The organism is Bradyrhizobium sp. WSM3983 (genome assembly GCF_000473045.1).
In the GTDB taxonomy this organism is placed as follows: domain Bacteria; phylum Pseudomonadota; class Alphaproteobacteria; order Rhizobiales; family Xanthobacteraceae; genus Bradyrhizobium.
Genome location: NZ_AXAY01000007.1, coordinates 219009 through 234669 on the forward strand (window position 1 = coordinate 219009; position 15661 = coordinate 234669).

The window sequence follows — 15661 nt, forward strand, 5'->3', positions numbered from 1 at the left end:
CCTGCTTGTGCGGGAGTCGAGGACCAACAAAGGAGCACCAGCATGACGACGTCCGATACGCTTCGTTATACGAAGATTCCCACGCATGAGTCCGGGACGATTCCCGCTGTGGGATTTGGCACGCTCATTCCGGATCCGCTCGTGACCAGGCAAGCCACCAAGTCTGCATTGGAGGCGGGATTCCGGCATCTCGATTGTGCGGAGCGCTACCGCAATGAAGAGGCCGTCGGCGATGCTCTGCAAGAGGCGTTCAAGGCGGGGACGCTTCAGCGCCGCGACCTGTTCGTGACGACGAAGCTATGGAACACCAATCATCGGCCGGAGCGCGTGAAGCCTGCCTTCGACGCCAGTCGGCGGCGGCTGCAGCTCGACGATATCGATTGCTATATCGTCCATACACCGTTTGCCTTCCAGCCGGGCGACGACCAGGACCCGCGAGACGACCGCGGCCAGGTCATCTATGATTCAGGTGTTGCGTTGGCGGAGACATGGGGTGCGCTGGAGCGCCTGGTCGACGAGGGGCATTGTAAGTCGATCGGTTTGTCGGACATTACCCTGGAGAAGCTGCGCGAGATTGTAGCGGTGGCCCGGATCAGGCCGGCCATGGTGCAGGTCGAATCGCATCCGTATCTTCCCGAATGGGAGCTGCTCGACTTCTGCCGCGACCATGGAATTGTGCTGCAGGCGTTTGCAGCGCTGGGACACGCCATGAAGCCGAACCTCCTTGCCGACCCGGTCATCACCGCCATCGCGGAGCGTCTCGACAAGACGCCGGCTCAGATTGCGCTGGCATGGGCCGTCCAGCGCGGCACGGCTTTCCTGACAACCTCGACCAATCCCCGGCGCATCCACGAGAACATCGATATTTCGACGCTGCCTGAAGACGCCATGCAGGAGATACGGGACCAGATCACAACCAACATCAGGTTCAACTCGGTGGTCGAGACCGGTGTGCCGGGATTTATTCCTCGGGCCGGATGAATCGAGTGGCATAGCGCCGCGTTCCACGACCGGAACGCGGCATGCCCGCAGCTCGGTCGTGGCGCCCTGGCGTTGCGTTGTTATTTCGATCAGGACTGCAGTTGCGCGACTAGATCACGGGCGATCCGCATATCGGCGATATCAGATCCTTCGGTCATCGCGGCGCAGGCCTTCTCCAGAACAGCAAGCGCCTCTGCGCCCTGGTCCTTTCCAATCCTGAACCGTGCGATGCTGATCGCGCATCGCAGCTGCCAGAACTCCGCGCCCTGCTGTGCTGCCAGATCCATGGCTTCGTGGAAGCAGGCGTCAGCGGCTTCCGATTGGGGTGACTCTCTCAGCATCAGCTCGCCCTTGATGCGGAGCAGCTCCGGCAGATACCAGCGCTCCTGCCTGTCGTTGCAGCGCGCCAACGCGTTCTCGATCGTGTCGAAGCCGTGATGGACCTGGTTGGCCTGTCCGAAACAGGCCGCGAGCTCGCCGAGCAGGGGAAGAAAACGCGGCAGGAAGCGCGCATCGCCAGCGCGATTGAGCTCGTCGCGCAGCAGCGGCAAGCCCATCTCGACGTTGGTGCGCTTGGCGATGACCAGGGCGTTGAAGGCGCGCGCCCACAGGCCCCAGAGCCTGATGGCGTGGCGGTCGGTGTGTTCGAGCAATTCGGTCCCATAACGTTCGGCGGCGTCGTAGTCCCCGGCCAGAAAGGCGATCGGGCAGGCGGCCTGTCCGAGCACGCTGCAGAAGGTCAGCGCGTGGCCGTTGGCTCGGCCTTCATGGATGTTTTGCTCGGCGAGCGCCTGGGCCTGATCCGCATGACCCTGGAGCCACAGGATGCGGGCGCGGAAATACTGGGTCGATAGCCTGACATCGAGCGGAAAGATCTTCGGCTTCTCGGCCAGCACATGCAGGGACGCGTTGACCCGGTCGATGCGGACCCTGGCCTCGCGCTGGTCTCCGAGATAGTGCAGGGCGACGGCGGTGAGCCGATCGCCCAGCATGAGATCGGTCTTGTCGGGTGAACTCGCCGCAGCTTCCGCAAAACGATCGGCGAGCGCGCGCGCCTTGCCGAACGCGCCGTTGTTGAACTGGTCGATGCACAAGCCCCAGAGGGCCCGCAACCGGAAATCCTTGTCGTCGAGCTTCTCGGCCAGTTCGAGCGTGGCCTCGAGGATCGGGCGGGCCTCGCGCGCCCGCCCTTCGCCATACATCAGCGACCAGCCGAGCGCCGCCAGGAGCTGCATGCGCACCCGCTCGTCGCCGTGGTCTCCGAGCGCGGCCAGTGCCGTCCTGGCGCGCTCGCGACACTCCGCGAACAACGAAAGACGCACCCAGAGCGTGACCGCCACCGCCGTCAGCGCGATGCCGAGCTGTGAATCGCCGTCGGGCGAGAAGGCCCAATCCAGCGCGGCGCGCAGATTGTCGAGCTCGGCGCCGTAGATGCCAAGCCATTCCGACAGCGGAGCGGAGGTCTCGGCCTCGGCGCGCTCGAACAGGTCGCGAAAATATTCGGCGTGCCGCTGCGCAATCCGCTTCGCTTCGCCGGCCTCGTTCAGCTTGCCGAGTGCGTAAGTGCGCGTAGTATCCAGCAGGCGATAACGCAAAATCCGTCCGCCGGACGGTGCGATCAGCGATTTTGTGACGAGATTGTCGATCGCCTCCATGGTCGCCGACGCGCTGAGCCCGTCGCCCGCGGCGACAGCAGCAGCTGCCTCCGGCGTGAACGGCCCGACGAAGACCGACAATCTCCGCAAGATCGCGCTCTCGGACGCGGGAAGCAGGTCGTAGCTCCAGTCGAGCGCGGCGCTGAGCGTCTGGTGTCGCGGGATGGCCGTGCGGCGCCCGCGCCATTGCAGCGAAAACCGGCTGTCGAGGAGGGACGCCGTGCCGGCGATGCCATAGGCATTGACGCGGCCCGCCGCGAGCTCGATCGCAAGCGCAATGCCGTCAAGGCGCCGGCAGATGTCCGCCACCAGCGGTGCTTCTTCGGCGCTGAGCTGAAATGGCCCGGAGCTCTGCGCGATACGTTCGACGAAGAGCTGGGCTGCAGGATAGGCGAGCACGTCGGCTACGGCGAGGTCATCGCGCCGCGGCGGACAATCCAGTGGAAACAGTCGAAATATCCGCTCGCCTTCGCTGCGAAAGGATTCGCGGCTGGTCGCCAGTACATGCAGTCGCGGTGCCTCGCGAACCAGACGCTCGACCAGCGGCGCAAGGGTCTCCAGCACGTGCTCGCAACTGTCGAAGATCAGCAGCGTCGGTTTCGCCTGGAGATGGGTCAGCAGGGCCGGGACCGGATCCTCCGCGTTGATGGACAGCCCGAGCGTCGATGCGATGGTGATGGCGGCGAGTTCAGGCTTTCTCACCGGTCCAAAGTCAACGAAGAAGACGTTGCCATCGAAATGGGCAAGCCGGCGATGGCCCACGGTCACGGCGACTGCGGTCTTGCCGATACCGCCGGGGCCGACCACCGTGACGAAACGATGCAGCGCGAGCCCGGTCGAAATCTTCTCGATGACGTCATCTCGCCCGATCATCCGTGCAAGCGGCGCGGGAAGCGAGCGGGAGATGGGGACATCTAGCGGGGGAGCAGGAGTTGCGGGGGCAACCTGGGCGAGTGACGCGACGAAGCAATAGCCGCGCCCTGGGACATTGACGACATAGCGGGCCGATTTGCCGCTATCGCCAAGTGCCTTGCGCAGTGCTGCGATGTGGAAGCGGAGGCTGCCGTCATCCACATTCACGTCGGCCCAGACCCGCTTGACCAGCTCGCGCTTGTCGACGACTTCGCCGGGCCGCTCAGCCAGGAAGATCAGGATGTCTAGCGCGCGGCCTCCGATGTGAAGGTGCGCGCCGTCCTTCTCCAGGAGGCGGGACTTCGGAAACAGTCGAAATGGCCCAAATGAGATGGCCGCGCCTTGGTTGCTATCGTCGGGCACGCGTTATTGCCCTCACGGCAGGGAGTCAAAAATGTTTGAATTTGGTCTAGCAGATCGAAGCAGTGAGTAAACTGGACGAAAGCAGAGGGGAAGGCTGCCAACGCGCTCCGGGTCGCTCTGTTGGTCTCGTGCAAGAGAAAATATTGGCGTCATATTAATGGCTTAGACCGATTGAAGAAGGTGTCTCATCGGCCGCAGCTGTCGGTCCTGCGCAGAGGGGCATGCCGAAAATCGGGTGGAGATGTCCGCTTTGCTCACAAGCCATGGTCGTCTCGCCGATCGCACATGCCATTGACGATGGCTGCATCCTGCTGCGAATGGAGTTCTGGGAGCCGGTCCCGCCACTGATCAAAAGCGCCTTTCGGAACAGGACATGCCCTCCCTCTCGCGGCGACGATTCGTCAATGCAGTTGCATTTGCAGCGATAGTCACCGGATTTCAACGCAGCGGAAACGCAGCAGGCTATCCATCGCGTCCCATACGCCTGGTGATCCCCTATGGAGCCGGCGGCGCAGGCGATGAAATCGGACGTCCCTGGGTCGAGAAGATGTCATCTCAGCTTGGTCCCACTTTCGTCGAGAACATCGGCGGTGCAGGCGGCGCGATCGGGACGGCCGCAGTCGCGCGCGATGCGCCAGATGGCTATTCACTGCTGTTGGGAAACGGCAGCACGCAAGTCATCGTCCCGCTGACGACGGCAAATCCCGGCTATTCTGTCGGCGACTTCCGGGCGATCTATCGCCTGATCAGCAGCGCGCTGGTTTTTGCCACCCATCCCTCTGTGCCGGCCACAAATCTGAAGGAGCTGATCGCTTACGCCAAGGTCAATCCCGGCACGATGTCTTACGGGACGCCCGGCATCGGCACCGGAAATCATCTGGTCGGCGAGCTGTTCAAACAGCAGGCGGGCGGGCTGGATATCGTCCACGTTCCCTATCGGGGCATCGCGCAGGCCACCAACGACCTCGTCAGCGGCCAGATATCTCTGGTCGTTGCCGTCATGTCGGTTCAACTGCTGCAATTGAGCCGGGCCGGCAAGATAAGGTTGCTTGCGGTCACAACCGAGAAGCGATTGAGCGGCGCGCCGGACATACCGACCGCCATTGAATCGGGCATGCCGGATCTCAGCTATGAAGGATGGTTCGGCCTGTTCGCGCCGAAACGGACGGACGATGCGATCATCGACCGCATCGCAGAGGCAACACGCACGGCGATGGCAGATCCTGCACTCCAGGCGAACTATCGCGCGCAGGGCATGGAGCCCGACGGCGATTCGAGCCCGGACAAATTCCAGCGAATTGTCGATGCTACCTCGGCAAGCCTTGCTCCGGTGATCAAGTCGATCGGACTTCAATCGCTGTAGGTGAGTGCAGTTCAGAACCGCATGGCCATCTCGGCAAGGCGGCGGTGGGCGGTGTCGCGCGCGGCGCGGATCGGTTCGGCCGGGCCTACCGTTGGGCCGATCGGCACGAAGCGCACGTCGCTGATGCCGATGAAGCGAAGCGCTTCGCGCAAGTATGGCGTCGCCATGTCGATGCGACCGCGGTTCATGCCGGTGGCAAAGTCGCTGCCGGAGGCGAGGATCACGATGGTCGGCCGGTCCTTCAGGAGCGGAAGATATCCCCGCGCCGGGTCGAAGCGGAAGGTGAGCCCGGGCTGGATGATGATGTCGAACCACTGTTTCAGCTTGTAGGGGATGCCGAAATTCCACATCGGCGTCGAGATCAGAACACGATCGGCTAGCGAAAAGCGCAGCGCCATCCGCTCGGCCTCGGCAAAACTGTCCCGCTGCGCGTCGTTGAAGGCCTGTGCGTTCATGCGCGCATATTTGGCCTCAACGATGGGACCGGCAAATTCCGGCATGCGTTCGCGCCAAAGATCGACGAGGTCGATGTCCCAATCGGGGCGGACCTGGCGAAAGCCGTCAAGGAAGAGCCGCGCGCCGGCGCTCGACTCGGAATCGGCACGCGGAGAGCAGGAGAGGTGCAAAAGCTTTGCCACCGCTCATCCCAACGCTCTGATGACGGCATCTGCCCGAGTCACAACAGCAACGTTCTGCATGGCAAAGTTGATCGAGGCCGAGTGCCAATCGGCATTCATGGTCGAGCAGCAGTCCTCCGGCACGATCATGAAATAGCCCTTGTCGGCGCCCGTGCGCGCGGTGTGCTCGACCGACATGTTGGTCCAGGCGCCGGTGTTGATGATCATGTCGCGGCCGGTGGCTTTGAGGATCGTTTCCAGACGCGTACCTTCCCAGGCGCTCATTCGCATCTTCTCGACGACGAAGTCGCCGGGGCGCGGCTCGAGGCCTGAGACCGGCGCCGCACCCCAGCTGCCGCGGACCATCGCCTTGCTGTCGACGAGACCCTCGAACAATGGCGCGTTCAGCGTCACGCCAGGCGCGCCGGGTTCGACCACGAACCAGACATGGATGATGGTAACGCCGCGGGCGCGCGCTGTCTCCGCCAGGCGCCGGACGTTCTGGACGACATGCTGCTGCTTGGCGTGGCCGGGCGCACCGGATCCGGCGAAGGCGCCGCCATCCATGATGACGTCGTTCTGAAGATCCTGGATGATCATGGCGCAGCGGTTTGGATCGAGCCGCATCTCGCCGTCGGCGAGGATCGGGGCTGCGGCTGTGGGACCTGCGCTCGCGGATCCGCCGCTGCTGCGCCTGCCGCTCATATAGGGCTCGTGACGCGGTCCGGCCTTGGTCGGGATGGCGTAGACCGAATGCGTCGAGGTCAGGTACAGGGTGCGGAAATCCGGTCCGCCCCAGGCGAGGTTGGCAACGAGCTCGGGCACACGGACCTTGCCCAGCAGCTCGCCGCGAGGCGAATAGACCCAGACGCCACCGGGGGCGGTGACCCAGACATTGCCGTGCTGGTCGCACTTCATGCCGTCGGGCAGGCCCGGCTCCAGCTCGGAGCGGATGCCGCTTGCGAACACGCGCGCGTTCGACAGCATGCCGTCGGCATTGACGTCGAACACGCGGATCAGCGCCTGCACGGTGTCGTTGACATAGAGCAGTTTTTCGTCGGGCGAGAAGCACAGTCCGTTGGGCTGATCGAACAAGGTTCTATCGACCACGAGCTTCGGCTCGCTGCCCGGCACCACGCGATAGACGCCCTGGAAGCCGAGCTGGCGCGGCCGCTCGACGCCATAGACCGGCATGCGTCCATACCAGGGGTCCGAGAAATAGATTGCGCCGGAAGAGTGCACGCACACGTCGTTGGGGCTGTTGAGCTCCTGTCCCTGGAAGTGCGAGGCCACTACCTCGCGCCTGCCGTCCGGCCGCTCGCGGATCAGCGACGAGGTCGCGTGCTCGCAGACGATCAGGTTGAGCTCGGCATCGTAGGTCATGCCGTTGCATTTGTTCGAGGGACGCTTGACCTCGGCAACGCCGCGCCGGGCATCCCAGCGCCGGCGCACGTCGCCCGGCATGTCCGAGAACAACAGATACTGATCGACCGGATGCCAGATCGGCCCTTCCGTGAAGTCAAAGCCGGTTCCGACCTGCGCAATGGGTGCGTAAGGATCGATCAGGGTTTCGAATTCCGAGCGCAAGGTGACGTGTGTCATCGGACTTTCCCCAAGATCATCTCAGGCAGGGAACCAGTTGCGAGCGGGCAAGGACTGCACAATCGGGCCCGGGACCTGATCGTGGAGCCGGCCCACGACATTGCCACCTTCGATCTTGGCGGGGCGATCGTGCACCGGCAGCAAATAGCGCGAATTGCTGAGCAGCTTCTTGATCGAGGCTTTCTCTGCGCGCTTGCTGGTGCCATGGTTGCCCGTGGTGCGCGGCTCCCAGTCGTGGATCTCGTTGAAGGGCGTGACGATCTGGTCGTTGAAATCGTAGATCACGTCACCGCAGATGGTGGCGATGCCGTCGGCGGTCTCGACGATGATGTTCATCGAGCCCTCGGTGTGGGCGTTGGCCGCGTCGCAATAGACGCCGGGCATCAGCTCGACGGGGCCGGTAATTTCGAGATCCAGGAAGCGCAGCGCGCTCTTGGTGTGAAGCCGGTCGATCAGATGTTTGATGTCGGGCGCCGGATATTGCGGATGCATCAGGCCGGAGACGGAATATTCGAGCTCCTTGCGATTGAGCACGACGGTCGTGTTCATCGGGAACAGATCGTCCTTGCCGGCGTGGTCGATGTGCAGATGCGTATGGCAAACGAAGCGGACGTCGCCCATGCGCACGCCGTGGCGGGCAAGTTGGTTCTCGATCATGTTCTCATGGTACTGCAGGCCCCTCATGCCCAGCGTTTCCATGATCTGGTTGGAGCGGTAGCCGGTGTCGACCACGACCGGATATTTGCCGCCGAGGATCAAAAAGCCCAACGTAAGGACGCGGCGGGTACGGCCGCAGTCGCGGCCGAGCACCAGGAAGCTCGATTCCAGCTCGATATCGCCGTAGTCCAGGATCTTGATCTCCAGCGCCATTCGTTTCCCTCCCTGTTCTCTTTTATCTGTCAAAGCCGGTAGACGCGCGTTGCGGTGCCCCTGAAGATCGCATCTTGCTGTTCGGTCGTGAGCGGCGCGGCCGCTGCGCGAAATGCGTCGACGAGCTCGCGATAGCTGGTCCACAATTTCTCGATCGGGAAATTGGAGCCGAACAGGCAGCGTTCGGCGCCAAAGATCGCGACGGTGTCGGTGAGCACAGCGGCGATATGCGCCGGATCATTCCGGTGGAGGAAGGTCCCGAGCCCCGAAAGCTTCGAGACCACGTTCGGGCAGGTCGCGAGCCGGGCCATCCCGGCACGCCAGGCCGCGCGTCCCGCCGGCGAAGGATCTTCGAGCATGCCGGCATGCTGAAGGATGAAAGTCACCTTGGGGCAGGACTCGGCGAGCAGCGCTGCATCCGGCATCTGCGGAGTGAAGACCTGGAGATCAAAACTCCAGCCGTAATCGGAGAGGTGGGCGACGTTGCGGCGGACCATCGGATCGACACAGAGATCGGGCCTTGCAGCGAAACGATACAGCGGGTTCTCGTGCCAATGCAGCTGCATGCGCACGCCGCGCACCAGCGGATAGCGCTTCAGGCGGTCGAGCTGCGGGCGCACGTCGTCGACGGCGAAATTGGCGTAGGCGACGATCGCATGCGGCCAGCCGTGCTCGTCGGCGGTCTGCTGCACCCAGGCGGCTTCGTCCTCGAAACGATCGTTGGCCCAGTTGGTTTGAACATACACCGAGCGGGTGACGCCGCTGCCCTTGAGGTCGTCGAGATATTCCTGAATTGGATAGTCGCGGCGAATGGCCTCGTAAGGTCCGAAGATGCGAGGCTGCATCGGGCCGACCAGCCAAGGCAGGTCGGCCTGTCGCCAGATATGATGATGGCCGTCGACAATTTCGGTCACGCAACTCTCCTTCGTCCCAGCGCCAGCACATGCGCTACAATCGACGCGCTGGATCCGCCGTCGACGAGATCGTCGACGAAGGGCTCGATGGCAACGAGCGCTTCCGTCTGCGGGCGGAATCCTGGCGCGGTCGCCAGCGGCGTCAGCCAGCTCACGCGCCATGCCCGCCGCGACAGCTTTGCCACGGCGTGGCGGAGCGCGTCGGGTTCGCCCCGCTCCAGCCCATCGGAAACGACGACAACGGCCGCTCCGCGCGCATAGCCGCCAAAGCGGGGCACCGCGAGGAAGGCTTGCAGCGCGTCGCCGATGCGGGTACCGCCGTCCCAGTCGCTGACGAGATGGGCGGCTGCACTTAGCGCCTGCTCGCGCCGCTTCATCCGCAGCGCGCGGGTGACGCGGGTCAGCCGGGTGCCGAAGGTGAAGACCTCGACATTGGGCGCGGCCTGCACCAGCGCATGCGCCAGCTTCATGTTCTCCTCGGTGCGGCTCTTCATCGAGCCGGAGACGTCGATCAGCAGCAGGAATTTTCGCGGACGCTGGCGCCGCTTCATGTGACCGAGCCGCAGAATCTCGCCGTCGCTGCGAACAGAGTCGCGTAAAGTCCGGCGGAGATCGGCGAAAGGACCGCGGCGGGCGCGCATGCGGCGATGGCCACGCCGTCGCGGCAGGCGCCGCGGAGCTTCGCGCGACAGGCGGCGAAGTGCATCTGTCGTGGTGAGCTGGGCGAAGCGGCGCTCGACCAATGCCTCGGTGCGGGTGGCAGTGAGGCCGGATTCGTTGGCATCGTCCGAGAGCAGCGGCTCCTCATCGCCGCGGCCTTCCTCCTGCAGCCGGACGGTCTCGTCGTCCTCGCCGTCGTCCGCGTGCTCGATCGCTTCGCTGCCGCGGAAATGGAGGTCGAATAACCGGTTGAAGGTCGCGCGGCGTTCGGGCGGCGGAGCGAGGGTGGCCAGTGCGGCCTGCCTGATGTCCCTGAGGTCGCGCGGGCCGAGCAGCTCGATCGCGGTGAGAAAACCGGTGGTCTGCTCCGGGGCGACGGCAAAGCTGTTGGCGCGCAGCAGTGCGACGAAGGAGACGAAGACGCGGGCGGCGCGCGGAAGCTGCGGCTCGGTCATGCGGTCGCCTCCGCAAGCATGGCGTCGAGCCGGGGTGAGATGAAGTGCAGATCCTCCTCATCCTTGAGTGCCACGCCGATCGAGCGCCTGAACGCGTCGGGCCAGCGTGCGCCGCCCTTGTGCAGGAGCGTCGCGGCCTCGGCCCAGTCGACGGCTTCGGCGATGCCCGGCGCCTTGCTGAGCGGCTCGCGCCGGAGCTTGCCGACGGCTGCGACGACGGCGCGTGCGGTCGCTTCGGCCACACTGGAAGCCCGCAGCATGACGATGCGCGCCTCGCGCTCTTCTGTGGGATAGCCGATCCAGTGATAGACGCAGCGGCGACGCAAGGCCTCGTGCAGGTCGCGCGTCCGGTTCGACGTCAGCACGACGACGGGCCGCTCGGCGGCACGCACGGTGCCGCGCTCGGGGATCGAAATCTGGAAGTCGGACAAAAATTCGAGCAGGAAGGCTTCGAATTCCTGGTCGGCGCGGTCGATTTCGTCGATCAACAGCACGGTCGAGTCCGGCGCACGAAGGGTCGCCAGCATCGGCCGCTCGATCAAGAACGTCTCGCCATAGATATCGATGCTCTCGTCGGCGGCCTGGCGAATTGCGAGCATCTGGCGCGGATAATTCCACTCGTAAAGCGCCGCGGAGGCGTCGATGCCCTCATAGCATTGCAGGCGGATCAACCGGCGGCCGAGCACGGCGGCGATGGCCTTGGCGGCTTCGGTCTTGCCGACGCCCGGCGCGCCCTCGAGCAGCAGCGGCTTGCCGAGCGCGAGCCCGAGATAGGCGGCAGTTGCGAGGCCCTCGTCGGCGAGGTAATAGGCCGCCCGCAGCGCCTTCTCCAGCGCCTCCGGGCTGTCGATGCCGACGATGTTGCTGCGGACCGCCATCGACAAAGACCTCTAGCGCCGCGCCTGCGGCCGTGCGCCGCCCTGGGCCTTGATCGCGCGCAGCACCTTTTCAGGCGTAATCGGCAGATCATCGATGCGCACGCCAACCGCGTTGTAGATCGCGTTCGCAATGGCGGGCAGCACCGGGTTCGCGCACATCTCGCCGGGACCCTTGGCGCCGAAGGGGCCGTCAGGGGCAGGGCGCTCCAGCACCGCAATGTCGTGTGGGCAGATATCGCCAGGACCGGGCATCAGATATTCGACGAAGTCGCGCGGGCCGTGAACGGCCTCGGGATAGTGCGGCTCCGTCGTCTCATACAGCGCGTGGCTGACGCCCATCCAGGCACCGCCGACCAGCTGCTGCTCGACCAGTCGCGGATTGAGCGCGCGACCGAGTTCATATGCGGAATCCATCCGCACCATCGCGACCTCGCCGGTCTCGTCGTCGACATCGACCTCGGCGACGAGGCAGGCGTGGGCGTAGCAGGTCGCCGGCGACATCTCGCCGGTCTCCGGATTAACTTCCGAGAGCGGCACCAGGAAGATGCCGCGGCCCGAGATGGTCTTGCCCTGCTTGAACTGGGCGGCAATCGCGACGTCCTTGGTCGAGATCGAGCGGTGCGGCGCGCCCTTGACGTGGATGTTGCCGCGCCCGTCGGTCTCGAGATCGGCGGCGTTGACCTCCAGTTCCTCGGCGGCGGCTTCCATCATGACGCCGCGCGCTTCCCGGGCCGCCGCCATCACGGCATTGCCGACGCGATGCGTTCCGCGCGAGGCGAACGAGCCCATGCAATGCGGGCCGGTGTCGGAATCCGCGGTATCGACATAGACGTCCTCGACCGGCACGCCCAGCGTCTCCGCGCAGATCTGTCGCGTCACCGACTTCATGCCCTGACCGAGGTCGATCGACGACAACGCCACCGTGAACTTGCCGCTCGGGTTGGAATGCACCAGCGCCTGGCTGGGGTCGCCGCCGAGATTCATACCGATGGGGTAGTTGATCGACGCGATGCCGCGTCCGCGATGCCGGGTCATCTAGCGCCTCCTGGTGCCGAAGACGGACGAGAAACGGGTCGCGCCGTGCGAAGGCGCGGCCGGTTGTGGCGAGGGCGGCGGAGGAGTTGGCGGTGGCGGCTCGTGCGGCGGTTCGCGGGTGACGGTCGGCGGCAGCCGGTCGTAGCTGGTGCGCTGCTGTGCCGGAGCAGTGGGCCGTGCGCGCGAAGAATCCGTCGGGGTCGGCGGGATGACGGCGCGGCTCCCGCCGCCGTCCTTGCGCGAGGATGCCCGCTTGAACTCCTCGCGGAGCGGCCACTTTGCTTTCTCAGCCGCGACCTGGACGCATTCGATCAGCGCCGTGTTCTTGGCCTCGCGCCGGTGCGCCTTCATGTCGCCGTCGCGATAGGCGTTCAGGATCCGGAATTCCATCGGGTCCATGTTCACAAGATGCGCCAGCTTGTCCATCTGACACTCGATCGCAAAGTCCATCGCGGTGACGCCAAAACCGCGCATGGCCGTCGCCGGCGTGCGGTTAGTGAAGACGCAATAGACGTCGCCATAGACGTTGGGGATGGTGTAGGGACCCGGCAGATGCGCGGCGCATTTCACAGCGGCGTAGCTGGACAGCCGCGTATAGGCGCCGCTGTCGAAATAGGCGCGGATCTTGCGCGCGACGACGCGGCCGTCGCGCATCACACCGTCCTTGATGTAGATACGCTCGGCGCCGCGTGGTGGGCCGTATTGCATCTCCTCCTCGCGCCCGAACACATAGCGCACGGGTCGCCCGGTCAGCATCGCGCCGAGGATGGCGAGCGGCTCGGTCAGCGTATCCACCTTGCCGCCAAAGCCACCGCCGACCGTGCCGCCGATGAAGTGGAAGGTGTTGGACGGCACGTCCAGGATCTTGGCGCAGGTATCGACCGAGAAGAACAGCGCCTGCGTCGAGGTGTAGACCACATAACGGCCGTTGGTGTCGGGTGCCGCAATCGCGCCGTTGGTTTCGGTCGGCGCGTGCTCGATCGGCGACATCTGGTAGCGTTGCTCGAGCACGTGATCGGCGGTCGCCAGCGCGGCGTCGGCATCGCCGAAGCGGAGCTTCTGGTGATCATAGGTCTCGTGATAGGTGAACGTGTTCTTGGGATAAGTCTCGTTGACCACGGGCGCGCCCGGCTTGAGCGCGTCCTCGACGTCGAACACGGCCGGCAGCGGCTCGTAGTCGACCTTGACCTTTGCGACCGCCTCAAAGGCCTCGCGCTCGCTGTCGGCGACGATAGCGACGATCGGTTCGCCCTTGTAGCGGACCTTGTCGACCGCCAGCGACGGCTCGTCGTCCTTGCCGAAATTGATCAGGCTGAGAAGCGTGTTGAGATTCACCGGCACGTCGGCGCCGCGGATGATCCGGCGTACGCCGGCCGAGCGCTCGGCCTCGGTGGTGTCGATGCGGCGAATTCTGGCATGCGCCTGCGTCGAGCGGACGACCTTCAGATGCAACATGCCTTGCAGCTTGTGGTCGTTGAAATAGCTGGACGTGCCCGTGACATGGCCGAGCATGTCCTGGCGCTGGGTGCCCTTGCCGATTTCCTTCAAATTATCGTCGCGCTCGTCGGCGAAGATGTCCTTGCGCAGTTCCAGCATGGCCGCGTTCCCTTAGGCGCTGACCCGGCCGCCGGCGGCGGCGAGGATGGCGTTGATGATCGGCTCGTAGCCGGTGCAGCGGCAGATGTTGCCGGAGATGGCTTCGATCACCTCGTCGCGGCTCGGCGAGGGGTTGCGATCGAGCAGGGCTTTCGCGGCCATAAGCATGCCCGGGGTGCAGTAGCCGCACTGGGCCGCGAAATTGTCGGCGAAAGCGCGTTGCAGCGGATGCAGGTTCGGGCCCTGCTTCATGCCGTCGAGCGTTTCGACGGAGCGGCCGGCCACGGATTCCGCCAGCGTCAGGCAGGAGAGGTGAAGCTCGCCGTCGATCAGCACGCCGCAAGTGCCGCAGCCGCCCTGGCCGCAGCCGAATTTCGGTGTCATGTCGCCGATCAGTTCGCGCAGCGCGACCAGGAGATTGGTGCCGCCATCGACGAAGATCGCGACATCGCGGCCATTGTGACGAAATTGCAGGGGTATCTTGGACATGGCGATTTAATCCTGACCGGACAGCAGACGGCGCAGGTGGACGCCGACGATTTCGCGGCGATACCAGGCGCTGCCGAGCGCATTGTCCGAGGGCGATGTTCCTTCAGTCGCGGCGGAGGCAGCGACAGCTATGGTCGCGGCATCCAGCGAGCGGCCCTCGAGCGCGCGCTCGGCGGCGCGGGCGCGGATCTGTGTCGGCGCCATTGAGCCCAGCGCGATCCGCGCGCCTGCGATCCGGCCGCCGCTGATCGGCAGATGTGCGGCCAGCGTGATGACCGAGCCACCCTTCGGCTTGATGCGCGCAATCTTGCGATAGCGGAATGTCTCACTGCTGGCCGGCCGGGTGCAGGAGACCGACAAGACCAATGTCCCGGCCTGTCGCTCGCGTGCCTGCAAGAACTCCTCGATCGGGATGTCGCGCGAGCCGAAGCCGCCTTGCACGGCGACGGTGGCGTCGAGCGCCAGCAGCGCGACGGTGAAATCGCCATACGGGTTCGGGGCGAAGAGATTGCCGCCGACAGTGCCCATGTTGCGTACCGCGGGGCCGCCGATCGAACGGGCAGGGGCGTGCAGGAAGGCGAGGTCGCGTTCGGCAAGGACGCGCGCGAAGGTGACGCCGGCGCCCAGCGTGATGCGCGGGCCGGAGGCATCGATGCGGGTCAACGCCTGGTCCTGGGCGCGGACGACGGTCGAGATCGACACATCGCCCTCGTTGAGCGCCCGCATCACCAGCGTGCCGCCGCCGAGATAACGCGCTGTGCGGTCCAAGGACAGCGCGCCGGCTGCCTCGCTGGCACTGGCGAAAGTCTTCACTGTCACGGCCATCTAGGCGGCCTCCTTCAGATGCCGGCGGATTGCTTCGAACCCAGCCTGGTAAATGTCTTCCGCGACCATGTGGGTGATGCGGTCGCGATCCTCGGGTCTGGTCGTGAAGCGCGACTCCCAGTGCCAGAAGGTGCGGTCGCCATCGGTGACAGGCAGCAGGCGGACATGGGCGACGTAGTTGAACATCGGGATCGGCGTATCGAGCAGGCAATAGCTGAAGCTTTGTTCGAGGTCCGACAGCGCCAGCAATTGCTCGCGCAGCTCGGCGCCGTCCCGCAGCTTGAAACGCCTGATGCAGCCGATCTTGTCGGAGGCGTGCGCGCGCTCGATCGAGGAGGTCGTGACCGCCGGATGCCAGCGGTCGTGCCCGTTGAAATCGCGCAGCATGGCCCACGCCGCATCGGTCGGCGCGTCCAAAATCGTGCTTTTGACGATATGCGGCACGG

At 64.9% G+C, this 15661-nt stretch carries 14 protein-coding genes; 2 read left to right on the forward strand and 12 right to left on the reverse strand.

Going from position 1 to position 15661, the window contains the following annotated elements; translation table 11 throughout:
• The first annotated feature begins 42 nt into the window (after nucleotides 1-42).
• Entirely contained in the window at nucleotides 43-981 is a 939-nt protein-coding gene (locus tag YUA_RS0113970) for an aldo/keto reductase (RefSeq protein ID WP_027531265.1), read from the forward strand.
• 89 nt (nucleotides 982-1070) lie between these two features.
• Here YUA_RS0113970 and YUA_RS0113975 read toward each other — a convergent pair whose 3' ends face one another.
• Nucleotides 1071-3911, reverse strand: coding sequence for a winged helix-turn-helix domain-containing protein (locus YUA_RS0113975; RefSeq protein WP_027531266.1), 2841 nt, complete (start codon nucleotides 3909-3911; stop codon nucleotides 1071-1073).
• 373 nt (nucleotides 3912-4284) lie between these two features.
• Between YUA_RS0113975 and YUA_RS0113980 the strand changes: the two genes are divergently transcribed.
• Entirely contained in the window at nucleotides 4285-5274 is a 990-nt protein-coding gene (locus YUA_RS0113980; RefSeq protein ID WP_027531267.1) for a tripartite tricarboxylate transporter substrate binding protein, read from the forward strand.
• 11 nt (nucleotides 5275-5285) lie between these two features.
• Here YUA_RS0113980 and YUA_RS0113985 read toward each other — a convergent pair whose 3' ends face one another.
• Genes YUA_RS0113985 through YUA_RS0114035 form a run of 11 tightly spaced genes read right to left on the reverse strand, consistent with a single transcriptional unit; the run spans nucleotide 5286 to nucleotide 15659 of the window.
• The gene (locus YUA_RS0113985) at nucleotides 5286-5912 is read right to left on the reverse strand and encodes an FMN-dependent NADH-azoreductase (protein ID WP_027531268.1); all 627 of its coding nucleotides are present in this window, start codon (nucleotides 5910-5912) and stop codon (nucleotides 5286-5288) included.
• Between the two features lie 3 nt (nucleotides 5913-5915).
• A complete protein-coding gene (locus YUA_RS0113990) occupies nucleotides 5916-7493 on the reverse strand; it encodes an isochorismatase family protein (RefSeq protein WP_027531269.1) in 1578 nt (525 codons plus the stop codon).
• 21 nt (nucleotides 7494-7514) lie between these two features.
• The gene (locus YUA_RS0113995; protein ID WP_027531270.1) at nucleotides 7515-8363 is read right to left on the reverse strand and encodes an MBL fold metallo-hydrolase; all 849 of its coding nucleotides are present in this window, start codon (nucleotides 8361-8363) and stop codon (nucleotides 7515-7517) included.
• A gap of 29 nt (nucleotides 8364-8392) precedes the next feature.
• Complete coding sequence (locus YUA_RS0114000) at nucleotides 8393-9277, reverse strand: amidohydrolase (RefSeq protein WP_027531271.1); 885 nt, start codon at nucleotides 9275-9277, stop codon at nucleotides 8393-8395.
• Entirely contained in the window at nucleotides 9274-10392 is a 1119-nt protein-coding gene (locus tag YUA_RS0114005; protein WP_027531272.1) for a VWA domain-containing protein, read from the reverse strand. Before YUA_RS0114005 ends, YUA_RS0114000 begins: the two co-directional genes overlap by 4 nt.
• The gene (locus tag YUA_RS0114010) at nucleotides 10389-11270 is read right to left on the reverse strand and encodes a MoxR family ATPase (RefSeq protein ID WP_027531273.1); all 882 of its coding nucleotides are present in this window, start codon (nucleotides 11268-11270) and stop codon (nucleotides 10389-10391) included. Before YUA_RS0114010 ends, YUA_RS0114005 begins: the two co-directional genes overlap by 4 nt.
• Nucleotides 11271-11282: 12 nt before the next feature.
• On the reverse strand, nucleotides 11283-12305 hold the full coding sequence (locus YUA_RS0114015) for a xanthine dehydrogenase family protein molybdopterin-binding subunit (protein ID WP_027531274.1): 1023 nt from the start codon (nucleotides 12303-12305) through the stop codon (nucleotides 11283-11285).
• Nucleotides 12306-13901, reverse strand: a complete 1596-nt coding sequence (locus YUA_RS0114020; RefSeq protein WP_027531275.1) for a xanthine dehydrogenase family protein molybdopterin-binding subunit — start codon at nucleotides 13899-13901, stop codon at nucleotides 12306-12308.
• Between the two features lie 12 nt (nucleotides 13902-13913).
• The gene (locus tag YUA_RS0114025; RefSeq protein WP_027531276.1) at nucleotides 13914-14390 is read right to left on the reverse strand and encodes a (2Fe-2S)-binding protein; all 477 of its coding nucleotides are present in this window, start codon (nucleotides 14388-14390) and stop codon (nucleotides 13914-13916) included.
• Nucleotides 14391-14396: 6 nt separating this feature from the next.
• Nucleotides 14397-15215, reverse strand: a complete 819-nt coding sequence (locus YUA_RS0114030; RefSeq protein WP_027531277.1) for a xanthine dehydrogenase family protein subunit M — start codon at nucleotides 15213-15215, stop codon at nucleotides 14397-14399.
• Entirely contained in the window at nucleotides 15216-15659 is a 444-nt protein-coding gene (locus YUA_RS0114035; protein WP_027531278.1) for an SRPBCC family protein, read from the reverse strand.
• Between the last annotated feature and the right edge of the window lie 2 nt (nucleotides 15660-15661).